General features: G+C 62.8%; 20 protein-coding genes. 15 read left to right on the top strand and 5 right to left on the bottom strand.

Annotation, left to right across the window (positions count from 1 at the left end; genetic code table 11):
• Window positions 1-46: 46 nt before the first annotated feature.
• Entirely contained in the window at window positions 47-1,036 is a 990-nt protein-coding gene (locus MUM_RS0100545) for a 2-hydroxyacid dehydrogenase (RefSeq protein WP_010165819.1), read from the bottom strand.
• A 155-nt stretch (window positions 1,037-1,191) separates the two neighbouring features.
• Window positions 1,192-3,945, bottom strand: a complete 2,754-nt coding sequence (locus MUM_RS0100550; RefSeq protein ID WP_010165821.1) for a response regulator — start codon at window positions 3,943-3,945, stop codon at window positions 1,192-1,194.
• Window positions 3,946-4,150: 205 nt separating this feature from the next.
• Between MUM_RS0100550 and MUM_RS0100555 the strand changes: the two genes are divergently transcribed.
• Both MUM_RS0100555 and MUM_RS0100560 read left to right on the top strand, forming a co-directional pair.
• On the top strand, window positions 4,151-4,879 hold the full coding sequence (locus MUM_RS0100555; RefSeq protein WP_010165822.1) for a response regulator transcription factor: 729 nt from the start codon (window positions 4,151-4,153) through the stop codon (window positions 4,877-4,879).
• A complete protein-coding gene (locus MUM_RS0100560) occupies window positions 4,866-6,236 on the top strand; it encodes a sensor histidine kinase (RefSeq protein WP_010165823.1) in 1,371 nt (456 codons plus the stop codon). The genes MUM_RS0100555 and MUM_RS0100560 overlap by 14 nt, the downstream gene beginning before the upstream one ends.
• 3 nt (window positions 6,237-6,239) lie before the next feature.
• Here MUM_RS0100560 and MUM_RS0100565 read toward each other — a convergent pair whose 3' ends face one another.
• Window positions 6,240-6,755, bottom strand: a complete 516-nt coding sequence (locus MUM_RS0100565; protein ID WP_029615716.1) for a DUF2062 domain-containing protein — start codon at window positions 6,753-6,755, stop codon at window positions 6,240-6,242.
• Between the two features lie 147 nt (window positions 6,756-6,902).
• Here MUM_RS0100565 and MUM_RS0100570 point away from each other — a divergent pair, with 147 nt between their 5' ends.
• The 10 genes from MUM_RS0100570 (at window position 6,903) to MUM_RS0100615 (ending at window position 15,443) form a co-directional block, all read left to right on the top strand.
• Complete coding sequence (locus MUM_RS0100570) at window positions 6,903-9,194, top strand: DNA internalization-related competence protein ComEC/Rec2 (protein WP_010165825.1); 2,292 nt, start codon at window positions 6,903-6,905, stop codon at window positions 9,192-9,194.
• A 31-nt stretch (window positions 9,195-9,225) separates the two neighbouring features.
• A complete protein-coding gene (locus MUM_RS0100575; protein WP_010165826.1) occupies window positions 9,226-9,861 on the top strand; it encodes a MotA/TolQ/ExbB proton channel family protein in 636 nt (211 codons plus the stop codon).
• Window positions 9,858-10,286 carry an ExbD/TolR family protein gene (locus tag MUM_RS0100580; RefSeq protein ID WP_004371361.1) on the top strand — a complete coding sequence of 143 codons (429 nt, stop codon included), beginning with the start codon at window positions 9,858-9,860 and terminating at the stop codon, window positions 10,284-10,286. The genes MUM_RS0100575 and MUM_RS0100580 overlap by 4 nt, the downstream gene beginning before the upstream one ends.
• Window positions 10,286-11,296, top strand: coding sequence for a tetraacyldisaccharide 4'-kinase (gene lpxK, locus MUM_RS0100585; RefSeq protein WP_010165827.1), 1,011 nt, complete (start codon window positions 10,286-10,288; stop codon window positions 11,294-11,296). Before MUM_RS0100580 ends, lpxK begins: the two co-directional genes overlap by 1 nt.
• Before the next feature lie 24 nt (window positions 11,297-11,320).
• Complete coding sequence (locus MUM_RS0100590) at window positions 11,321-11,506, top strand: Trm112 family protein (protein WP_003174668.1); 186 nt, start codon at window positions 11,321-11,323, stop codon at window positions 11,504-11,506.
• Window positions 11,503-12,267: a 3-deoxy-manno-octulosonate cytidylyltransferase gene (gene kdsB, locus MUM_RS0100595; RefSeq protein ID WP_010165861.1), complete on the top strand. Its 765-nt coding sequence runs from the start codon at window positions 11,503-11,505 to the stop codon at window positions 12,265-12,267. The genes MUM_RS0100590 and kdsB overlap by 4 nt, the downstream gene beginning before the upstream one ends.
• Window positions 12,267-12,731 carry a low molecular weight protein-tyrosine-phosphatase gene (locus tag MUM_RS0100600; RefSeq protein WP_010165863.1) on the top strand — a complete coding sequence of 155 codons (465 nt, stop codon included), beginning with the start codon at window positions 12,267-12,269 and terminating at the stop codon, window positions 12,729-12,731. Before kdsB ends, MUM_RS0100600 begins: the two co-directional genes overlap by 1 nt.
• Window positions 12,728-13,747 (top strand): UDP-N-acetylmuramate dehydrogenase, encoded by a 1,020-nt coding sequence (murB, locus tag MUM_RS0100605; RefSeq protein ID WP_010165865.1) that lies wholly within the window; start codon window positions 12,728-12,730, stop codon window positions 13,745-13,747. Before MUM_RS0100600 ends, murB begins: the two co-directional genes overlap by 4 nt.
• A gap of 125 nt (window positions 13,748-13,872) precedes the next feature.
• Window positions 13,873-14,859, top strand: coding sequence for an XdhC family protein (locus tag MUM_RS0100610; RefSeq protein ID WP_010165866.1), 987 nt, complete (start codon window positions 13,873-13,875; stop codon window positions 14,857-14,859).
• Window positions 14,856-15,443, top strand: a complete 588-nt coding sequence (locus tag MUM_RS0100615) for a nucleotidyltransferase family protein (RefSeq protein ID WP_010165868.1) — start codon at window positions 14,856-14,858, stop codon at window positions 15,441-15,443. Before MUM_RS0100610 ends, MUM_RS0100615 begins: the two co-directional genes overlap by 4 nt.
• Before the next feature lie 66 nt (window positions 15,444-15,509).
• Here MUM_RS0100615 and rne read toward each other — a convergent pair whose 3' ends face one another.
• A complete protein-coding gene (gene rne, locus MUM_RS0100620) occupies window positions 15,510-18,764 on the bottom strand; it encodes a ribonuclease E (protein ID WP_177324983.1) in 3,255 nt (1,084 codons plus the stop codon).
• A gap of 738 nt (window positions 18,765-19,502) precedes the next feature.
• On the opposite strand from rne, the gene rluC reads away from it, so the two are divergent.
• From rluC to MUM_RS0100635, 3 genes are read left to right on the top strand one after another with little or no spacing between them, the layout of a single operon-like run.
• Window positions 19,503-20,462 (top strand): 23S rRNA pseudouridine(955/2504/2580) synthase RluC, encoded by a 960-nt coding sequence (rluC, locus tag MUM_RS0100625; RefSeq protein ID WP_004371325.1) that lies wholly within the window; start codon window positions 19,503-19,505, stop codon window positions 20,460-20,462.
• Window positions 20,449-21,111 carry an HAD-IA family hydrolase gene (locus MUM_RS0100630; RefSeq protein WP_010165873.1) on the top strand — a complete coding sequence of 221 codons (663 nt, stop codon included), beginning with the start codon at window positions 20,449-20,451 and terminating at the stop codon, window positions 21,109-21,111. Before rluC ends, MUM_RS0100630 begins: the two co-directional genes overlap by 14 nt.
• Before the next feature lie 21 nt (window positions 21,112-21,132).
• Entirely contained in the window at window positions 21,133-22,125 is a 993-nt protein-coding gene (locus tag MUM_RS0100635) for a S49 family peptidase (RefSeq protein WP_010165876.1), read from the top strand.
• Window positions 22,126-22,260: 135 nt separating this feature from the next.
• On the opposite strand, the gene MUM_RS0100640 is transcribed toward MUM_RS0100635, so the two are convergent.
• Window positions 22,261-22,839, bottom strand: a complete 579-nt coding sequence (locus MUM_RS0100640; protein WP_010165878.1) for a Maf family protein — start codon at window positions 22,837-22,839, stop codon at window positions 22,261-22,263.
• Between the last annotated feature and the right edge of the window lie 31 nt (window positions 22,840-22,870).

Below are 22,870 nucleotides of genomic sequence, written 5' to 3' on the forward strand. Positions count from 1 at the left end.
CTATCACGGGCCGCGACCCATCATGGCGCGGCTATGTGACCGCTGATCATCCTTCGACGAGGTTTTGCGCCTGCCCATCAGCCCACGCCGCGATGTTGGCCAGGGTGGTGCCGGCAATCGCTCCCAGCGCCTCGCGGGTCAGGAAGGCCTGGTGCGCGGTGATGATCACGTTGGGGAAGGTCAGCAGGCGTGCCAGTACGTCGTCTTGCAGGGGCAAGTCCGAGCGGTCTTCGAAAAACAGCTGGGCCTCTTCTTCGTACACATCCAGCCCCAAATAGCCGAGTTGTCCGTCCTTGAGCGCGTCGATCAGCGCCGGAGTGTCCACCAAACCGCCGCGCCCGGTGTTGATCAGCATTGCGCCGGGCTGCATATGGGCCAGGCTTTGGGCGTTGATCAAATGTTTGCTGTCCGCCGTCAGCGGGCAATGCAGGCTGATGATCTGTGACTCGCCGAGCAACTGCGGCAGGCTCACATAGCGCGCACCGAGGGCCTCGACCTGCGGGTTGGGGTAGGGGTCGTACGCCAGCAACTGGCAGCCGAACCCGGCCATGATCTTGGCGAACGTGGCGCCGATCTGCCCGGTACCCACCACGCCGACCGTCTTGCCCACCAAGTCGAAACCGGTCAGGCCATGCAGGCTGAAGTCGCCGTCGCGGGTGCGGTTGTAGGCTCGGTGCAGGCGGCGGTTGAGGGCCAGGATCAGCGCGACCGCATGTTCGGCCACCGCATGGGGCGAGTAGGCCGGCACCCGCACGATGGTCAGGCCCAGGCGTTTGGCGGCGGCCAGGTCGACATGGTTGTAGCCGGCCGAGCGCAGGGCGATCAGGCGCGTGCCGCCGTTGGCCAGTTGCTCCAGCACCGGGGCGCTGAGGTCGTCATTGATAAAGGCGCAGACCACTTCGTGGTGTTCGGCCAGGGCCACGGTGTCGAGGTTCAGCCGGGCCGGTTGGAATTGCAGTTGCAGACCTTCGGGCAACGGTTGGGCGAGAAAGCTCTCGCGGTCGTAGGTCTGGCTGCTGAAGAGGATGATGCGCATCAAATATTCCTTCTTGATGATGGAAAGCTGATTTTGTGGCGAGGGGGCTTGTCCCCCGTTGGAGTGCGTAGCGCTCCCGCTTTTTGGGGGCCGCTACGCAGCCCAACGGGGGACAAGCCCCCTCGCCACAGGAAAGCCTCTTTGCTGTGTGAGGTTTACGCGCTGACCCGCGCCTCGCTGGCCAGCCGGGCAATCGCCGTGTCCAGTTCATCCAGGGCCGGCATGGCCTTGGCGTCGTCCTGTTTGAGCAGGGTCTCGGCCCGTTGGCAGGCCGCGCGCAGTTGTGGCACGCCGCAATACCGGGTGGCGCCGTGCAGGCGGTGAACCCGCTCGATCAGGGCGTTGCGGTCGTTGGCGTCGCGGGCGATACGAATGGCTTCCCGGTCGGCCTCCAGCGATGCCAGCAGCATCGCCAGCATGTCCGCCGCCAGATCCGCCTTGCCGGCCGCCAGGCGCAAACCTTCTTCGTGGTCCAGTACCGGCAATTGCGTGGCCTGCCCGAAACTCTCGGCGCCGCGTTCCGGGCCTTGATTGCGCAGGGCCAGCCCGGTCCATTTCAACACCACCTGGGCCAGTTGCCGTTCGCTGATGGGTTTGGTCAGGTAGTCATCCATGCCGCTTTGCAGCAGGGCGCGTTTTTCGTTGGCCATGGCATGGGCGGTCAGCGCGACGATGGGCAGCGGTGTGCCGTGGCGTTCACTTTCCCAGGTGCGAATCGCCTCGGTGCTCTGGCGACCGTCCATGCCGGGCATTTGCACGTCCATTAACACCAGATCGAAGGCTTCCTGTTTCACCGCTTCGATGGCCGAGTAGCCGCTTTCCACCGCCTGGACCTTGGCGCCCATGTCTTCCAGCAGGGTTTGCACCAGCAGCAGGTTGGCCGGGTTGTCGTCGACACACAGCACCCGCGGCGCGCGACTGGACAACGGCTCGCCGGGTTCGCTGCGCAACGGGCGCGGGCTGATCAGGTCGGCCAGGGCACGGCGCAGTTTGCGCGTGCAGGCAGGTTTGGCCTGCAACTGGCTGTTGGGGTTGGGCACCGACTGGTTGAACAGCAGCTGTTCGGTGGTGGGGCACAGCACCAGCACCTTGCAGCCCAGGTGTTCGAGGTCCCACAGATGTTGGTTCAAACGCTCCGGCGGAATGTCGTTGGCGGTGATGCCCAGAACCGCGAGGTCGATGGCCTGTTCGGTCTGGTGGGCGCTGGTGATGCCGTTGGTCAGGCTCTCCAGGCTGTTGAACGGCGTGACTTCCAGGCCGCAATCTTCCAGCTGGTGTTGCAGGGCCTGGCGCGCGAGTTCGTGGTTTTCCAGCACGGCCACACGGCGGCCCAGCAGCGGCGCGGAGGGCAGGTCTTCGATGTCGTCACGGGTCTTTGGCAGGTTCAGGCTGATCCAGAATTCCGAGCCTTCCCCCGGCGTGCTGTCGACGCCAATCTCGCCGCCCATCTGCTCGATCAGGCGCTTGGAAATCACCAGCCCCAGGCCGGTGCCGCCAGGTTGCCGTGACAGCGAATTGTCCGCCTGGCTGAATGCCTGGAACAGCGCCCGCACGTCCTGGTTCGACAGGCCGATGCCGGTGTCCTGCACGCTGATGCGCAGTTGCACGCTGTCTTCCTGTTCGTCTTCCAGCATGGCGCGGGCAACGATAGTGCCTTCGCGGGTGAACTTGATCGCGTTGCTCACCAGGTTCGTGAGGATCTGCTTGAGCCGCAGCGGGTCGCCCACCAGCGACAACGGCGTGTCACGGTAGACCAGGCTCACCAGCTCCAGCTGTTTGGCATGGGCGGCCGGGGCGAGGATGGTCAGGGTGTCTTGCAGCAGGTCCCGCAGGTTGAACGGGATGCTGTCGAGCACCAGCTTGCCGGCCTCGATTTTCGAGAAATCGAGGATTTCGTTGATGATGCCCAGCAGGTTGTCGGCGGATTTTTCGATGGTGCCCAGGTAATCCAGCTGACGGGGCGACAGCTCGCTTTTCTGCAGCAGGTGGGTAAAACCGAGGATGCCGTTCAGCGGTGTGCGGATCTCATGGCTCATGTTGGCCAGGAACTCCGACTTGATGCGGCTGGCCTCAAGCGCTTCCTTGCGGGCCAGGTCCAGCTCGATGTTCTGGATTTCAATGGTTTCCAGGTTTTGCCGAACGTCTTCGGTGGCCTGGTCGATGCTGTGTTGCAATTCTTCCTGGGCGTTTTGCAGGGTCTCGGCCATGCGGTTGATGCCCGAGGCCAGGTGGTCCAGTTCCTGGCTGCCCAGGGGCGGCAAGCGGGTTTCCAGGTTGCCGTCCTTGAGCTGTGCCACGGCCTGCTTGATCAGGCCGATCGGTGCGTTGATCGTACGGCTGATACGCAACGCCAGCGCCGCAGTGCAAATCAGCCCGATGGCGATCAGCAGCAGGCTGGCGAACAGGCTGCGGTAGCCGCGCAGCAACATGCCGTTGTGGGAAAGCTCCAGCTCGACCCAGCCCAGCAGGCGGTCGGACTCGTCGGGGATCAGGTCACCGGCGAGGTTGCGATGGCGACCGAACACCGGCAGCAGGTAACGCGTCGCGTCATTGCCAGTGCGCTGCAACAGGTGCGAACTGTTGCCGATGGGCGGCTGATTGAGCATGGTCGGGCCGGCATGGGCCAGTGGCGTGCGGTCGGGCCCGAGGAACGACACGGCGCGCACGTCGGTTTGCTCCAGGGACTGGGTGGCGATGCGTTCCAGCAGGTCGGTGTTTTTGGTACTCAGGGCCGGGGCCACCAGCGGCGCCAGTTGCTCGGCGATCATCTCGCCACGTTGCAGCAACTGCGACTGCAGCTCCGACAGTTGCATCCAGGTGAAATACCCGCCCAGCAGTAACGCCATCAGGCTGGTAGGCAATAAGGTCAGCAACAGTACGCGGCCTTTTATCCCCATTCTTCTAAGCACGCCACTCTCCTGCTACCACACTGTTGTCGAAATTCCGCGCAGGCATCCGGCCCGCGCCACCTGCGCAGTGTAGCCATTTGCGCGGCGTGGAATCTTGCAAATTAATGACCTGAAGCAAACCTTGGACCATCGGGCGCCCGGCGGCGGTTGCTCATGGGGGGCCAATCTTGAATAATCAGTCATTGAGAATGACTTGCAGACGCTAATGAATCCCGCAGCAGTTGGCTTACCCAGTATCCTGGCGATTGAAGATGATCCTGTGCTTGGCGCCTATGTCCATGAACAACTGGGCCGCTGTGGCTTCCGGGTGACCTGGTGCCAGAATGGCCAGCAGGGCCTGCAAATGGCCCGTGATCAGAGCTTCGACGTGGTGTTGATGGACATCCTGTTGCCGGGCATGGACGGCCTGTCGGTGCTCACGCATTTGCGCCGGAGCCATTCGATCCCGGTGATCCTGATGTCGGCCCTGGGCGCCGAAGCCGACCGCATCAGCGGCTTTCGCCTGGGGGCGGATGATTACCTGCCCAAGCCGTTCAGCATGGCCGAGTTGCGGGTGCGCATCGAGGCGATCCTGCGCCGGGTCGCCCTGGACCGGCGGCCACTGCCAGCGCTGGCGGCGGTGCGCGGCGATGCCCGCAGCCTGCGTTTCGATGATGAGCTGTTTGACGTCTTTCACCGGGACCAATGGGCCGGGCTGACCCGCAGCGAATATCGCCTGCTGGAAACCCTGCACCGCAACAGTGAGGAAGTTCTCAGCAAGGCCTTCCTTTACCAGCACGTATTTCAGCGTGGCTATGCGCCCCATGACCGCAGCCTGGACATGCACATCAGCCAGATACGTCGCAAGCTCAAGGCCATCGGCTACAGCGAGCGGGAAGTACGCACGGTGTGGGGCAAGGGCTATGTGTTGAGCGGTCACGATGACGGGCTTTAAGGCCATGCTCAAACGGCTGCCGGGCAAGCACTCGTTATTCTGGAAACTGGCCTGCCTGCTGATTGCCTTCTGCTTGCTGATGATCTGGCTCAGTTGGTCCTGGGGCCGGTACATGGAAGAGCAGAATGCCTTTCTGTCCAGCGAGGCCCGCGCCACCCTGAGCGGTTATGCGGCCGGCGCGGAACTGGCCTGGAACCAGGGCGGCAACGCCGGTGTAGACGAGTGGCTGCACACCATGGGCCAGCGCGAGCGTACGTGGGTGGGGGTCATTGGCAACGATCTGCAATCCCTGAGCAGCTACCCGCTGACCGACAAGGAAAGCCAGCGCCTGACCTTCCTGCGTGGCCTGGACTGGCCCGTCAGCCGGCACGCCAAGGGCCTGCCATGGTTGAAAATCCCGTTCCCGCTCGACCCGGGTGCAGGGTCTCTGGTGATCGAGTTGCCAAGGCGTTTTATGCCCGGCCAACACCAGTTGTTCTGGCGAATCGTGACCAATGGCGTGATTCCCGGGCTGTTCACCCTGTTGCTGTGCATCGGCCTTTACCGGTTGTTGATCATGCCCCTCAACCACCTGCGCGAGCAGGCCAATGCCTGGCGCGCTGATCAGCTGAGTACCCGGCTTTCCCGCGACACCACCAGCCGCCAGGATGAACTGGGGGAGTTGGGTCGCGCGTTTGACCAGATGTCTGAACGCCTACAAGGCACCGTGGCGCTCCAGCAGCAACTGCTGCGGGATCTGTCCCACGAGTTGCGCACGCCGTTGAGTCGCTTGCGCGTGGCCAGCGACAGCGAGCAGGACCTGACCCAACTGCGCGAGCGCCTGGGAAGGGAAATCGACGGCATGCAGCGGCTGGTGGAAGACACCCTTCAACTGGCGTGGCTCGACACTGAACGCGCGCCGCTGCCCAAGGAAGACATCCAGGTGCAAGCGCTGTGGGACATGCTTCGGGAAAACGCCTGTTTTGAAAGTGGCTGGTCGCCGTCACGCTTGCAGTGCGAGCTTGGTGCTGACTGCTGGGTACGTGGCCATCTGAACCTGCTGGCCCAGGCCCTGGAAAATATCCTGCGCAATGCGATCCGCCATTCCCCGCAAAACGGCACAGTGCAGTTGGGCGGCGAGCGCGAGGGCGATGAGTGGCACTTGTGGCTGGAGGACCAGGGCGGCGGGATTGATGAGTTGGAGCTGGAGCGGATCTTTGCGCCGTTCATCCGGCTGGACGGTTCACGTCCCGGCGACGGCGGCTTTGGCCTGGGCTTGAGCATTGCGCGCAACGCCGTGCAGCGTCAGGACGGCAGCCTGTGGGCGGAAAACACCGGGCAGGGATTGCGCGTGCATATGCGCTTGCTCGCCCGCTGACGCCTACAGCCTGCGCTGTTTGCGTCGTTTCCACTGGCGGGCCACCCACCAGCGCCAGTAGCCCATGGTCAGGCAATAACCCAGCGCCGCCATCACCAGCCCCAATACCACCGAGCCCAGCAGGAAGGGTTGCCAGAGCGTCGACAACTGCCCGCTGATCCATTCCCAGGTCAACTCATCGGGCAGGCTGCGGGGTGGCACGTTCATCAGCCAGGCGCCGGTCATGTAGGTGCAGAAGAACACCGGTGGCATGGTCAGCGGGTTGGTCAGCCAGACCAGGCTGACGGCAATCGGCATGTTGCCGCGCACGCCGATGGCGAGGACCGCGGCCAGCAGCATCTGCAAGGGAATAGGGATAAATGCCGCGAACAGGCCCACCGCCATGGCCCGCGCGACCGAATGCCGATTGAGGTGCCAGAGGTTCGGGTCATGCAGCAATTTGCCGAGAAAGCGTAAGGACTTGTGTTCCCGAATGCTGGTCGGATCGGGCATGTACCGTTTGAATAAGCGCCGTGGCATAAGGGGTCCAGGTCAGTTCGAGGGGCAAGTATGCCCGCATTCTACGAACGGGAAATTCAGACTTTGTGACAAATAATAATAGGCCGCATCGGTAGCCCTGCTAAGACTCATTGGGTCGCTTTCAAGGAAAGATCCATGAGAACAGGGATGTTCGCACTGGCGTTGGGGCTGCTCGCCTTGCGCTTTTTACCCGCGTTGCCGTCCAGCGGCTGGTTGCTGTTGATACCGGTGCTGGCCCTGATGCTGTTGCCTTTTCGCACCTATCCGCTGGCGTTTTTCCTGCTCGGGTTGGGCTGGGCGTGCCTCAGTGCGCAGTGGGCACTGGATGACCGGCTGGCGCCGCGTCTGGATGGCCAGACCCGTTGGCTGGAAGGGCGTGTGACCGGGCTGCCGCAGCAGACGGCTGACGGTGTGCGCTTCGAACTGACCGACAGCCGGTCACGCAAGGACCTGCTGCCCAAGCGTATTCGGGTGTCGTGGCGCGGCGGGCCGCCGGTTCAGAGTGGCGAGCGCTGGCGACTGGCCGTCACCCTCAAACGTCCTTCCGGCTTGCTCAATACCGAGGGCTTTGACTATGAAGCCTGGCTGCTGGCCCAGCGGATCGGCGCCACCGGCTCGGTCAAGGACGGCCAGCGGCTGGCGCCTGCGCGACATGCCTGGCGCGACGGGATTCGCAAGCGGCTGCTGGCGGTGGATGCCCAGGGGCGAGAGGCGGGCCTGGCAGCGTTGGTGCTTGGGGATGGTTCAGGCTTGGCCGCCGAGGATTGGCGGGTTCTGCAAGACACCGGCACCGTTCATCTATTGGTGATTTCCGGCCAGCATATCGGCCTGCTGGCGGGGTTGATCTATGGCCTGGTCGCCGGTCTGGCGCGCTACGGGTGTTGGCCGAAACCGTTGCCGTGGCTGCCCTGGGCCTGCGGGCTGGCGTTCGCTGCTGCGCTGGGCTACGGCTTGCTGGCGGGCTTCGAGGTGCCGGTGCAAAGGGCTTGCGTGATGGTGGGATTGGTCCTGCTGTGGCGGCTGAGGTTTCGCCACCTGGGGATCTGGTGGCCGCTGCTCTTGGCGCTGAACGCAGTGCTGGTCCTCGAACCGCTGGCGAGCCTGAAACCGGGGTTCTGGCTGTCTTTTGCGGCCGTCGCGGTGCTGATCCTGGCGTTCAGCGGTCGACTCGGCCCCTGGAGTGCCTGGCAGGCCTGGACCCGTGCCCAATGGTTGATTGCCATCGGTCTGCTTCCGCTGCTGCTGGTGCTCGGCCTGCCCATCAGCCTGAGCGGGCCGCTGGCCAATCTGGTGGCGGTGCCGTGGATCAGCCTGGTGGTATTGCCCCTGGCGCTGCTGGGGACGGCGTTATTGCCGTTGCCTTATATAGGTGAGGGTTTGTTGTGGCTGGCGGGCGGCACGCTGGATTGGCTGTTCAACGCCCTGGCGCTGCTGGCGCAGTACGTGCCGGCCTGGCTCCCGGCCCAAGTGCCCGTGGGGTTATGGCTGGTCAGCGTGTTGGGGGCATTGCTGTTATTGCTGCCCAAGGGCGTCCCGTTTCGACTGTTGGGCTGGCCGATGTTGCTGCTGGCGGTGTTTCCACCTCGGGAGTCGGTACCTCACGGGCGGGTCGAGGTGGTGCAACTGGATGTCGGCCAAGGGTTGTCGATCATCCTGCGGACCCGCAACCACGTGCTGCTGTATGACGCCGGGCCACGGTCCGGCGAGTTCGATCTCGGCGCTCGTGTCGTGCTGCCCGCGTTGCGCAAGTTGGGTGTCACCGGGCTGGACCTGATGCTGCTCAGTCACGCCGACGCCGATCATGCCGGTGGTGCGTTGGCTGTCGCCCAGGGGCTGCCGATCAAGCGTGTGGTGGGCGGTGAGACCGAGCGGCTACCGGCGGCGCTCGGTACTCAAGCGTGTGTCAGCGGCGAGCAATGGGAATGGGATGGCGTGACGTTCGAATTGTGGCAATGGCCTGATGCGACGGACGGTAACCAGATGTCCTGTGTGTTGCGGGTGCAGGCCAATGGCGAGCGGTTGTTGCTGACCGGGGATATTGACCGTGAAGCCGAGCTGGCGTTACTGGCCACGCCTTTGGGCGCCCCTGTCGATTGGTTGCAGGCGCCCCACCATGGCAGCCGCAGTTCGTCGTCGGGGCCATTTCTACAGCGGCTTGCGCCCAAGGCCGTTTTGATTTCCCGGGGCCGCAGCAATGCCTTTGGCCACCCCCATCCTCAAGTGCTGGAGCGTTACCAGGCGGTGGGCGCTGCGATTTACGACAGTGCCGAACAAGGCGCGCTTCGCCTGCAACTGGGCTCCTTCCAGCCGCCCGTGGCCGCGCGCAGCCAGCGGCGTTTCTGGCGTGAGCACCCGCCGCAAAACAGCGTTACCAAAGACCGGCCCCTGCGACAGGATGCGCTGGGGCAGGCCAGCCCTTCCACCGGACCCTTATGGTAAAGTGGCGCACTTTTTCAAGGGGACATTCACTGTGTGGGAATTGGTCAAATCCGGCGGCTGGATGATGTTGCCGATCATTTTGAGTTCCATCGCCGCACTCGGCATCATCGCCGAACGCCTGTGGACCCTGCGTGCCAGCCGTGTAACACCTGACCACCTGCTGGGCCAGGTCTGGGGCTGGATCAAGAACAAGCAGCTCGACAAGGCAAAACTCAAGGAGCTGCGGGCCAACTCGCCCCTGGGTGAAATCCTCGCCGCCGGCCTTGCCAACTCCAAGCATGGTCGCGAGATCATGAAGGAATGCATTGAAGAGGCCGCCGCCCGGGTCATCCATGAGCTGGAGCGCTATATCAATGCCCTGGGCACCATCGCCGCCATGGCGCCGTTGCTCGGCCTGCTCGGCACGGTGCTGGGCATGATCGATATTTTCAGCTCCTTCATGGGCTCGGGCATGACCACCAACGCCGCAGTGCTGGCCGGTGGTATTTCCAAGGCCCTGATCACCACGGCGGCGGGCCTGATGGTCGGTATTCCTTCGGTGTTCTTCCACCGGTTCCTGCAACGGCGCATCGACGAGCTGGTGGTGGGCATGGAACAGGAGGCCATCAAGCTGGTGGAGGTGGTGCAGGGCGACCGTGATGTGGACCTGGTTGAGGGCAACGCGTGAAATTTCGCCGCAAGCAACGGGAAAACGTTGATATCAACCTGGCGTCATTGATCGACGTCGTGTTTATCCTGCTGCTGTTTTTTGTCGTCACCACCACCTTTACCCGGGAAACCCAGCTGCGGGTCGACCTGCCGGAAGCCGTCAGCGGCTCGCCGGCGGAAGACCAACAGGCCAAGCAACTGGACATCGCCATCAGTGCCGACGGCGTGTTCTCGGTGAATAACCAGTTGCTGGAGAAAAACGACCTGGCCAGCCTGATGGAGGCACTGCAGAAAGAGTCGGGTGGCGATACCAACCTGCCACTTTCCATCAGTGCCGATGGCAACACCAAGCACCAGGCCGTGATCACTGCGATGGACGCTGCCGGCAAGCTCGGCTTCAGCCATTTGCGCATGACCACCGTCGAGGCGGCGAGCCAACCCTGATGGCCATCACCGATCGTTTGCTCAAGGCCTGGTACGAAGGCCATCCGGCGCTGGCGTTGCTGCAGCCGCTGGAATCCCTCTATCGCCGTGTGGTGCAGCGCAAACGCGCGCGGTTCCTGGCGGGCGAGGGCGAGATCTATCAGTCGCCGGTGCCGGTTGTGGTCGTCGGCAATATCACCGTCGGTGGCACCGGCAAGACCCCCCTGATTCTTTGGCTGATCGACCATTGCCAGCGCAGCGGCTTGCGCGTCGGCGTGGTCAGCCGGGGTTATGGCGCAAAACCGCCACAATTTCCATGGCGCGTTGAAGCCAGTGATACCGCTGCGGTGGCGGGGGATGAACCGCTGTTGATCGTACAACGCAGCGGCGTACCGCTGATGATCGACCCCGACCGCAGTCGCGCCGTAAAAGCGCTGCTGGCCAGCGAAACCCTGGACCTGATTCTTTCCGACGACGGCCTGCAACATTACCGCCTGGCCCGTGACCTGGAGCTGGTGTTGATTGACGCCGCCCGTGGGCTCGGCAATCGTCGTTGCCTGCCGGCAGGCCCGTTGCGCGAGCCGGCCGAGCGTTTGCAGAGCGTCGATGCGCTGCTTTACAACGGCGCAGGCGCTGACCGCGAGGATGGCTTTGCCTTCCGTCTGCTGCCCACCACGCTGGTCAACCTGCACACCGGCGAGCGCAAACCCGTGGATCACTTCCCGGTGGGGCAGCAGGTGCATGCGGTGGCCGGCATCGGTAACCCGCAACGTTTCTTCAACACCCTTGAAACGCTACACTGGCGCCCAATACCCCATGCTTTTGCCGACCACGCGCCCTACAGCGCCGAGGTCTTGAATTTCACACCGGCACTGCCGTTGGTCATGACTGAAAAGGACGCGGTGAAGTGCCGCGCCTTTGCCAGGCCCGACTGGTGGTACCTTGCGGTGGACGCGGCACCGTCACCGGCGTTTGTCGCCTGGTTCGACACGCAGTTGATGCGCTTGCTGCCCGCCCGCCTTTTGCCTTAAAACGCTGCTCTCCAGGACACACTCATGGACACCAAACTGCTCGATATCCTTGCTTGCCCGATCTGCAAAGGCCCGCTCAAGCTCAGCGCCGACAAAACCGAGCTGATCAGCAAGGGCGCCGGCCTGGCTTACCCGATCCGTGATGGCATTCCGGTAATGCTCGAAAGCGAAGCCCGCACCCTGACCACCGACGAGCGCCTGGATAAATGACCACCGCCTTCACCGTTGTCATCCCGTCCCGCTACGCCTCCACTCGCCTGCCCGGCAAACCGCTGCAGCTGATCGGCGACAAGCCGATGATCCAGCTGGTGTGGGAACAGGCCTGCAAAAGCAGCGCCGAGCGGGTGGTGGTGGCCACCGATGATCCGCGCATCATCGAGGCCTGCAAACGCTTTGGCGCCGAAGCGGTGCTGACCCGTGAAGACCACAATTCCGGCACCGACCGCCTGGCCGAAGTGGCCACCAAGCTGGGGCTGGCGGCCGACGCTATCGTGGTCAACGTGCAAGGCGACGAGCCGTTGATTCCGCCCTGCGTGATCGATCAGGTCGCAGCCAACCTGGCAGCCCATGGCGAAGCCCGCATGGCGACCCTGGCCGAGCCGATTGAAGACATCGAGACCCTGTTCAACCCCAACGTGGTGAAAGTGGTCAGCGACATCAATGGCCTGGCGCTGACCTTCAGCCGCTCCACCTTGCCGTGGGCGCGGGATGCATTCGCCAAAGAGCCGGACGTGCTGCCGGCTGGCGTGCCTTACCGCCGCCACATCGGCATTTACGCCTACCGCGCCGGTTTCCTGCATGACTTCGTCAGCTGGGGGCCGTGCTGGCTGGAAAACACCGAATCCCTGGAACAACTGCGGGCCCTGTGGCACGGCGTGCGCATTCACGTGGGCGATGCCCTGGAAGCACCCCCGGCCGGTGTCGACACCCCTGAAGACCTCGAGCGCGTCCGTCGCCTGCTGGGGGCCTGATGCAGGTTCTGTTCGTCTGCCTGGGCAATATCTGCCGTTCGCCCACGGCAGAAGGCGTGTTGCGTCACAAACTGCGTGAAGCCGGCCTGGCTGATCAGGTTGAAGTGGCGTCGGCCGGCACCGGTGAATGGCACGTCGGCAACCCGCCGGACAAGCGCAGCCAGCGAGCGGCGCTGCAGCGTGGCTACGACTTGTCGGCCCAGCGTGCACAGCAGGTGTCGCGTGCGGACTTTTCCCGCTACGACCTGATCCTGGCCATGGACCAGAGCAACCTGCGCAACCTCAAGGCCATGCAGCCGGCCCAGGGCAAGGCGGACCTGGACCTGTTCCTGCGCCGTTACGACTCGGTGGTGGATGAGGTGCCGGACCCTTACTACGAAGGCGACCAGGGCTTCGAAACTGTCCTCGACCTGATCGAGCGCGCCTGTGACTTGTTGGTGATTGAATTGAAGGGCCGGTTATGACGTTGCAGGTGCAGGCACAGGTTTCCCTCAAGCCGTTCAACAGCTTTGGCATCGACGTGCGTGCCCGGCTGTTTGCCGAGGCCCACAACGACGCGGACGTGCGTGAGGCGTTGGCCTACGCCGCCGGGGAACAGCTGCCATTGCTGGTGATTGGTGGTGGCAGCAATTTGCTGTTGACCCAGGACATCGACGCGCTGGTGCTGCGCATGGCCAGCCACGGCATTCGGGTAGTGCAGGATGACGGCGTGCACGTCGTGGTCGAAGCCGAAGCCGGCGAGGCCTGGCATCCCTTTGTACTGTGGACGTTGGCCCAGGGTTTTTCCGGCCTGGAAAACCTCAGCCTCATTCCGGGCACGGTCGGTGCCGCACCAATGCAGAACATCGGCGCCTACGGGGTGGAGATCAAGGACGTGTTTGCCGGCCTGACCGCCCTCGACCGCCAGACCGGCGAGCTGCGGGATTTCAGCCTGGCCGAGTGCAACTTTGCCTACCGCGACAGCCTGTTCAAGCACGAAACCGGCCGCTGGCTGATCCTTAGGGTGCGCTTTGCCTTGAGTCGCGCCGTGCACCTGAAGCTTGAGTACGGGCCGGTGCAACAGCGCCTGACCGAGCAAGGCATTACGCAGGCCACCCCCAGCGACGTCAGCCGGGCCATTTGCAGTATTCGAAGCGAGAAACTGCCGGACCCGGCGGTACTCGGCAATGCTGGCAGCTTCTTCAAGAACCCGCTGGTGTCCCAGGCGCTGGCCGCCGAGTTGCAGCGTCAATACCCGGACCTGGTGGCTTACCCTCAGGCCGATGGGCAGATGAAACTGGCCGCCGGCTGGCTGATCGACAAGGCTGGCTGGAAGGGCTTTCGCGAGGGAGACGCCGGTGTGCATCGCTTGCAGGCACTGGTGCTGGTGAACTACGGCGCGGCCACCGGCCAGGACATTGCCGGCCTGGCGCTACGTATCCAGCAGGACATCGAAAAGCGTTTCCAGGTTGTGCTGGAAATGGAGCCCAATCGCTATTGAACTAAGCTTGTTTTTTGACGCACCAAGCCCTGCATTGCAGGGCTTTTTTATTTCCGCTGAGTTAACTTAGCTGACTATCAATATTTTTATCAGCTCATGGAAGATTGGCAGGAGGCGAACGCCTGATGGACAGTGTCGATCTGAATGTATTGCGCAGCGTGCTGGAATGGCGCCGCGCCGGGCAGCGGGTGGTGCTGTACAGCGTGGTCCAGACGTGGGGCAGCGCGCCGCGCCCTCCGGGGGCCATGCTGGCTTTGCGTGGCGATGGGGTGGTGATTGGCTCGGTGTCGGGCGGGTGCATTGAGGACGACTTGATCGCCCGTTTGCAGGATGGCCGGTTGCCTGATGACGGGCCGCCAGTACAGCTCGTGACCTATGGCGTAACCCGCGATGAGGCCGCAAGGTTTGGCCTGCCCTGTGGCGGCACCTTGCGCCTGACGGAGGAGCGGGTGGGCGATCCGGGTTGGGTCGCTGAACTGCTGGCGCGTTGCGAGGCGCACGAGATAGTCGCCCGCGAGTTGGACTTGGCCACCGGTGAGGTGGTGCTGAGCGGTGCGAGCAAGACCGATACGGTCACCTTCGACGGTGACCGATTGCGAGCGATTTATGGTCCGCGCTGGCGCCTGCTGCTGATCGGTGCAGGCCAGCTGTCACGTTATGTGGCGGAAATGGCGCGGTTGCTGGATTTCGAAGTGTTGATCTGCGACCCGCGCCAGGAGTTTGTCTATGGCTGGGAAGAGCAGCACGGGCGCTTTGTGCCGGGCATGCCGGATGAAGCGGTGCTGAATATCCAGACCGATGAACGCACCGCCATCGTCGCGCTCACCCATGACCCGCGCCTGGATGACATGGCGCTGCTGACGGCCCTCAACTCCAAGGCGTTCTATATTGGCGCCCTGGGTTCGCGGGTCAACAGCCAGAAACGCCGGGAGAACCTCGCGGCGCTGGGGTTGAGTGCGGAGGCCATTGCGCGGTTGCATGGCCCTATCGGTCTGCATATCGGCAGCCACACACCGGCGGAGATCGCCTTGTCGTTGATGGCAGAAATCGTCGCCATCAAGAACGGGATTGATCTGTTGCAGAAAAGGCCGCTGCAGGCAGCAGTCAGTTGACGGGCGTCACCGCGATCATCCTGGCGGCGGGGCAGGGCAGTCGTTTTCGGGCCGAGGCGGGCGCGGATCAGGACAAGTTGCTGGCGCCTTGCGTGGGCCGGGATGGCATCACGCGGCCGGTGATCGAACAGGTGCTGGTGAATTTGCCGCCGACGGTTAGCAGGCGTTGGCTGGTGACGTCGCCGGATCGCACGGAGGTCATCCGCCTGGCAAAAGTGCACGGTTGCGAAGTGCTGCTTTTGCGCTCGCCGGGCATGGGCGACAGCATCGCCGCGGCGGTGGCGGCCAGCGGGCCGTCTGCCGGTTGGCTGGTGGTGCTGGGAGATATGCCGTTCATCCTGTCCACGAGTATCGAGCAGGTGATGGCAGGCCTTGAAGAAGACGATATCAGTGTGCCGGTGCACGCAGGCCAGTACGGGCATCCCGTAGGGTTTGGCCGTTCGTTCGGCCCGGCGTTAATGGCGCTGACGGGTGATCGTGGAGCAAAGCCACTGTTTGCCCATGCGTCGCTAAAGGACGTGGCGGTAGATGATCCCGGTGTGTTGTGGGATGTGGACGTGCCTCCTTTGCTGAGCTATCGCTAGCTGATAGGCAGACATAAAAAAGCCCCGCCTGATCACTCAGGCGGGGCTTTTTAGTGGCCGATGGAATCAGACGAGGGGTTTAGGCTCGTGCTCTTCTTCCAGGGCTTTAGGCTGGTGCTCTACCACTTCTTCAACGGAACGCACGTTCTCGTCGACGACAGGGGCAGTGTGCTCAACCACGGCTTCGGTAACCGGAGCAGGAGCTGCTTCGACCACTTCAGCGACGGCTGGAGCTGCTTCGGCAGCAGCCTTGGCAGCAGCGGCAGCTGCTTCAGCTTCCTTGCGACGACGACGCACTTCACGCGGGTCGTTCGGCGCACGACCGTTTTCGGTCAGGGCGCTGACCGGAGCGGCTTCAACCACCGGAGCGGCGACTTCGGCAACCACGGGTGCTTCAACCACGGGCGCAGGCTCGGCAACAACGGCAACAGGTTCCGCGGCGACAACCACTTCAGCGACTGGCGCTGGAGCTTCTTCGACGACGGGAGCCGGTGCTGGAGCTTCGACTACTTCAGCCACTGGAGCTGGCTCGGCGGTCCACTGGAAGGCGGTCTGTTCTTCGCGAACTTCACGCACTTCCGGGGTTGGCTCGGCAACCGGTGCTTCAACAACCGCTTCAACCACTGGCTGTGGTTCAACCACAACCTCAGGCTCGGCAACCACTTCAGCGACAGGCTGAGGCTCGCGAACTTCACGAACGTGACGAACCGGCGCGACTTCCACTTCCGGAACAACTGGCGCTTCGACCGGAGTCGTAGCTTCAACCACCGGGGCTTCGACGACTGGCGTCTCTACCACTGTGTTTTCCTGGATGGCAGCGGTAGCGGCTTCAGCTTGCTCGTTGGCTTGGGCTTCAGCAGGCGCGCTGATGACCGAGCTGGCAACCGCAGCGGTGACGGCCAGGCCGGCAGCCAGTTCGGCGCCAGTCGGTTCGCCGGTAGCGGCTGGGGTAGCTTCGCCGGTCTCTTCCGAGCCTTCGATTTCATTGCCGTTGGCGTCACGTTGACGCTCACGACGGTTGCTGCGACGACGCTGACCACGGGAGCGGCGGCGTGGACGATCGCCTTCGGCGTTCTCCTGGCCGTCTTCCTGTTGCTGATCTTCGTTGGACAGCAGCTCTTCTTCTTCACCGGCAACAGCAGCCTGCTCGGCACGTGGTTGACGCTCTTCACGAGGAGGGCGTGGCGCACGTTCTTCACGAGGCTGACGAGCTGGACGTTCTTCAGCAGTGGCAACGGTGGCAGCAGCAGCGGCTACAGCAGGAGCTGCGTCCAGCGGCTCACGCAATTCACGCACGCGTTCTTCACGCTCGCCACGTGGCTTGCGGTCTTCACGCGGGGCGCGTGGAGTGCGCGGTGCACGTTCTTCGCGCGGAGCACGCTCTTCACGGGCTACGACTGGCGTTTCTTCACGGGCTTCGCGCGGCTGGCGCTCTTCACGTGGGGCGCGTTCTTCGCGCGGTGCACGTTCTTCACGAGGCTTGCGCTCTTCGTCACGGCGACCGTTGCGATTGCGGCTCTGCTGACGACCGTTGCGACGCTCTTCGTTGCGTGCAGGGCGTTCAGTCACAGGCTTCTCGACCACAACCGGAGCAACCGGCTCTTCCTTGGTGGCGAACAGGCTGACCAGTGACTTCACCAGGCCCTTGAACAGGCTTGGCTCAGGCAGGGCAGCAGGCGCTGCAACCGGAGCAGCAGCTTCAACCGGAACCGGTGCGTTGGCACGGGCTGGCGCGGTCTTGACGGCGGCTTCCTGGCGAACCAGGGTGCGGGTCGCAGCGGCTGGCTGGACTTCTTCCACTTCGGCAGCGGCCGCAGCGATTTCGTAGCTGGACTGATTGACGTGGGCTTCCGGGCTGTCATCACGCAGGCGCTGCACTTCGAAGTGCGGCGTTTCGAGATGATCGTTCGGCAGGATGACGATGCGGGCACGGGTGCGCAGTTCGATCTTGGTGATCGAGTTGCGTTTTTCGTTGAGCAGGAACGCAGCGACCGGGATCGGCACCTGGGCGCGCACTTCGGCAGTGCGGTCTTTCAGGGCTTCTTCTTCGATCAGGCGCAGGATCGCCAGCGACAGCGATTCAACGTCACGGATGATACCGGTGCCGTTGCAACGCGGGCAGACGATGCCGCTGCTTTCGCCCAGGGATGGACGCAGGCGCTGACGGGACATTTCCAGCAGGCCGAAGCGCGAGATACGGCCGACCTGTACGCGGGCACGGTCAGCTTCCAGGCATTCGCGGACTTTCTCTTCCACGGCGCGCTGGTTCTTGGCCGGGGTCATGTCGATGAAGTCGATCACGATCAGGCCGCCGATGTCACGCAGGCGCAACTGGCGGGCGATTTCTTCAGCTGCTTCCAGGTTGGTCTGCAGGGCAGTTTCTTCGATGTCGCTACCCTTCGTGGCGCGCGCCGAGTTGATGTCGATGGACACCAGGGCTTCGGTCGGGTCGATCACGATGGAGCCGCCGGAAGGCAGTTCGACCACGCGCTGGAAAGCGGTCTCGATCTGGCTTTCGATCTGGAAACGGTTGAACAGCGGAACGCTGTCTTCGTACAGCTTGATCTTGCTGGCGTACTGCGGCATCACCTGGCGGATGAAGGTCAGGGCTTCGTCCTGGGCTTCAACGCTGTCGATCAGTACTTCGCCGATGTCCTGGCGCAGGTAATCGCGGATGGCGCGGATGATCACGTTGCTTTCCTGGTAGATCAGGAACGGCGCGGAACGATCCAGGGACGCTTCTTTGATGGCTGTCCACAGTTGCAGCAGGTAGTCGAGGTCCCACTGCATTTCTTCGCTGCTGCGGCCCAGGCCGGCAGTGCGCACGATCAGACCCATGTCGGCCGGAGCGATCAAGCCGTTCAGCGCTTCACGCAGTTCGTTGCGCTCTTCGCCTTCGATGCGACGGGAGATACCGCCGGCACGCGGGTTGTTCGGCATCAGGACCAGGTAGCGGCCAGCCAGGCTGATGAAGGTGGTCAGGGCGGCGCCCTTGTTGCCACGTTCTTCTTTTTCCACCTGAACGATGACTTCCTGGCCTTCGCTCAGGACGTCCTTGATGTTCACGCGGCCTTCAGGGGCTTTCTTGAAGTATTCGCGGGAGATTTCTTTGAGGGGCAGGAAGCCATGGCGCTCGGAGCCGAAATCGACAAAGGCAGCCTCAAGGCTTGGTTCGATGCGAGTAATCCGGCCTTTATAGATGTTGGCCTTCTTTTGCTCGCGTGCACCGGACTCGATGTCCAGGTCGTAGAGGCGTTGGCCGTCTACCAGTGCAACACGCAACTCTTCGGGTTGAGTTGCGTTAATCAGCATTCTTTTCATGTTGTACCGTCGGTTTCCGGGCTGCCGGAAACGGCGTTCGGCACACACGACTTCTCACGGTCGGTGTCAGGTGCGTCAAGAGTGGTTGGCCACTCCAGTGTCCAGCAATACCCGCCAAAATGGGCGATATCGCGACGTACGCTTCCTGCTTGCTGTGGTGACTTAAGCACTCAGTCAGGAGGAGGAATCAACCGGCGACTGTGGACGAGATGAAGCGTCTAAATATAAGCCTAGTGCTACACGGTCCGACGGTTGTGCATCTCCACCCTACACGTATCCCTGATAATTCGGGTGCTGCCGCGCGCAGAATCCGCAGCGGGTTGGCATTTACCGTGTTCTCCAATGGGGAGAACACGCTCATGGCTAAACAAGACCGGGTGTGGGCGACTGTGCTCTCACTCAGCTCGTAACAGGCGTTGTTTCCGAAGCATTCGCCGTGGTCTGGCTCAAGACTGACTGCACTTTGTGAACTGGCCGTAAATATCGGCGCAAAAGGCGAGTAATCACTCTGCTTTTTGCACTCGCTTCAGGCCTCATGTCACCTGCGCTTGTTACAATCTCGAGCCTTCCAGGGTGGCGAAAGCCCCGTAGGACGGCCTCGCGTCCTGATGAATTGCGATGGTCAGGGCCGGCAGTTTGCCGCTAGTCCTCTGTCCAGGCCGCTTTTGGCGGCGTTCGCGACTATAGCAGCAATGATTAAGTGCTTCAATTCCATAAAAAATTGTTATCATCGCCGCCATGACGACTACCGCCCCCCAGACCCCCAGCGTCCAGCTGCTTGAGGTCTCGCCGGAATATGCCGGCCAACGCATCGACAACTTTCTTCTGGCCAGGCTCAAAGGCGTGCCCAAGACCTTGATTTACCGCATTTTGCGTAAAGGCGAAGTGCGCGTGAACAAGGGCCGGATCAAGCCCGAGTACAAGCTGCAGGCGGGCGACATCGTTCGTGTGCCGCCAGTGCGGGTGCCTGAGCGGGACGAGCCCGTCCCTCTGGCCCAGGGCCTGTTGCAGCGCCTTGAAGCGTCGATTGTCTTCGAAGACAAGGCGCTGATCGTGATCAACAAGCCTTGTGGCATCGCCGTTCACGGCGGCAGTGGCCTGAACTACGGGGTGATCGAAGCCTTTCGTCAGTTGCGCCCGGATGCCAAGGAACTGGAGCTGGTCCACCGTCTGGATCGCGACACTTCCGGCCTGCTGATGATTGCCAAGAAGCGCAGCATGTTGCGCCACCTGCATGCCGCCCTGCGCGGTGATGGCGTGGACAAGCGCTACATGGCGCTGGTGCGCGGCAACTGGGCAACCTCGATCAAGAGCGTGCGTGCGCCGCTGCAGAAGAGCAACCTGCGTTCCGGCGAACGCATGGTCGAGGTAGACGAGGAGGGCAAGGAGGCGCTGACCCTGTTCAAGGTGCTGCGCCGTTTCGGTGACTTCGCGACCATGGTCGAGGCCAAGCCGGTCACCGGCCGTACCCACCAGATTCGTGTGCACACCTTGCATGCAGGCCACTGCATCGCCGGCGATACCAAATACGGTGACGAGGATTTCTCCAAGGAAATTCGCGACCTGGGTGGCAAGCGCCTGTTCCTGCACGCCTACATGCTCACCGTGCCGCTGCCCGATGGCGGCGAATTGAAGCTGCAAGCGCCTGTCGATGAGATGTGGGCCAAGACCGTGGAGCGCCTGAGTGTCGCACCCTGACTACAAGCTGCTGATCTTTGATTGGGATGGCACGCTGTGTGATTCCATTGGTCGGATTGTCGAGTCGATGCACGCTGCGTCGACCCGTTCCGGTTACGCGATGTGCGACGACCTGGCGGTCAAGGGCATTATCGGCCTGGGCTTGCCGGAAGCGATCCGCACCCTGTATCCGGAGATTGGCGACGAGGAGCTGATAGCGTTTCGTCAGCACTACGCCGATCACTATATGGCGCTCGACGCCCAGCCTTCGCCGCTGTTTGAGGGCGTGGCCCAGGCCATGGAGGCATTTCGCGCCGAGGGTTATCACCTCGCGGTGGCGACCGGCAAGGCCCGTCGCGGCCTGGACCGGGTGCTCAAGGCCCATGGCTGGGAAGAATATTTCGACGCAACCCGTGCAGCGGATGAAACCGCCAGCAAACCCCATCCTCTGATGCTCGAACAGATCCTCGCTCAGTGCGGTGTGTCGCCTCGGCAGGCGTTGATGGTGGGTGATGCGTCGTTCGACCTGATGATGGCGCGCAATGCTGGCATGGACTCCGTGGCGGTCAGCTACGGCGCCCAGTCTGCCGAGGCGCTGCAGGCGTACGAGCCGAGACTGACGATTGACCGTTTTTCTGAATTGCAGGCCTGGCTCAGCCGGGCCCATTAAGTCTCTGCTGGGGTAGATGGCATGACCGATGAGTGGAAAGCGCCTGAGAAGGCCGGTTCCGACAACAATGGCGATGACAAAAGCTGGAAGTTGCTGGAAAAAACCCTGCTGGCCAGTGTCCAGGAGCAGCGTCGCTCCCGGCGTTGGGGGATCTTTTTCAAGCTGCTGACCTTTATTTACCTGCTGGGCATGCTGGCGCTGTTCAGTCCGTTGATGGACATGGAAAAGAGCGCGACCCGTAGCGGTAACTACACGGCATTGATCGAAGTGCGCGGAGTGATTGCCGACAAGGAGTCTGCGAGTGCCGACAATATTGTCAGCAGCCTGCGGGCCGCCTTCGAGGATTCCAAGGTCAAGGCCGTGATCCTGCGCATCAACAGCCCGGGCGGCAGTCCGGTGCAGTCGGGTTATGTGTATGACGAGATTCGTCGCCTGCGCGCGCTGCACCCGGACATCAAGCTCTATGCGGTGATCTCCGACCTGGGCGCCTCGGGCGCCTATTACATCGCCAGCGCCGCCGACCAGATCTACGCCGACAAGGCCAGCCTGGTGGGGTCCATTGGTGTGACGGCGGCGGGTTATGGGTTTGTCGGCACCATGGAGAAGCTGGGGGTTGAGCGGCGTACGTACACGTCCGGCGAGCACAAGTCGTTCCTGGATCCGTTCCAGCCACAAAAGGCGGATGAAACCCAATTCTGGCAGGGTGTGCTGGACACCACTCATCGGCAGTTCATTGCCAGCGTGAAGCAGGGGCGTGGTGACCGGCTCAAGGATAAAGAGCATCCGGAGCTGTTCTCCGGCCTGGTCTGGTCTGGTGAGCAGGCGCTGCCGTTGGGTCTGATCGACGGCCTGGGCAGTGCCAGTTCGGTGGCGCGGGACGTGATTGGCGAGAAAGAGCTGGTGGACTTCACCGTTCAGGAATCGCCGTTTGACCGTTTCTCCAAGAAGCTGGGTGCCAGCGTGGCTGAGAAGCTGGCGCTGTACATGGGCTTCCAGGGCCCGACCCTGCGCTGAAGCCTCAAAAGCGGCATGACTCAAAATGTGGGGGCTGGCTTGCCTGCGATAGCATCACATCGGTGCGACTGATGTACCGAGGTGTCTGCATCGCAGGCAAGACAGCTCCCACATTTGTTTTTTTTGGGGGGGCTCTCAGGGAATCTGCACGCCTTCGGCCAGCAGCATGTCCACCAGTCGAATCAGTGGCAGGCCCACCAGGCTGGTCGCGTCCGGCCCTTCGGTGCTTTGAAACAGGCTCACCCCCAAACCCTCGGCCTTGAAGCTGCCAGCGCAGTCGTAGGGCTGTTCGATCCGCAGGTAGCGCTCGATGCGTGCCGCGTCCAGTGTGCGCATGTGCACGGTGAAGGGGATGCAGTCGACCTGACAGTGCCCGGTGGCACTGTTCAGCAGGGCCAGGCCTGTGAGGAAGCTGACGCGCTTGCCACTTGCCGCCAGCAGTTGTTCGCGGGCCTTCTCGAAGGTGTGGGGCTTGCCGATGATCTGGCCGTCGAGCGCGGCGACCTGGTCCGAGCCGATAATCAGGTGCCCCGGATGGCTGCTGGCCAGGGCGCGGGCCTTTTCTTCGGCGAGGCGCTTGACCAGTTCCACGGCGGACTCGTCCGGGCGGTGGCTTTCGTCGATATCCGGCGAGCTGCAGATGAACGGCAGGTGCAGGCGGTTCAACAATTCCCGGCGATAAACCGAGCTGGAAGCGAGTAATAAAGGCAGCATGGGCGTCTCCTCAAGGCAGTCGCGGATTCTA

It is taken from the genome of Pseudomonas sp. PAMC 25886 (assembly GCF_000242655.1).
In the GTDB taxonomy this organism is placed as follows: domain Bacteria; phylum Pseudomonadota; class Gammaproteobacteria; order Pseudomonadales; family Pseudomonadaceae; genus Aquipseudomonas.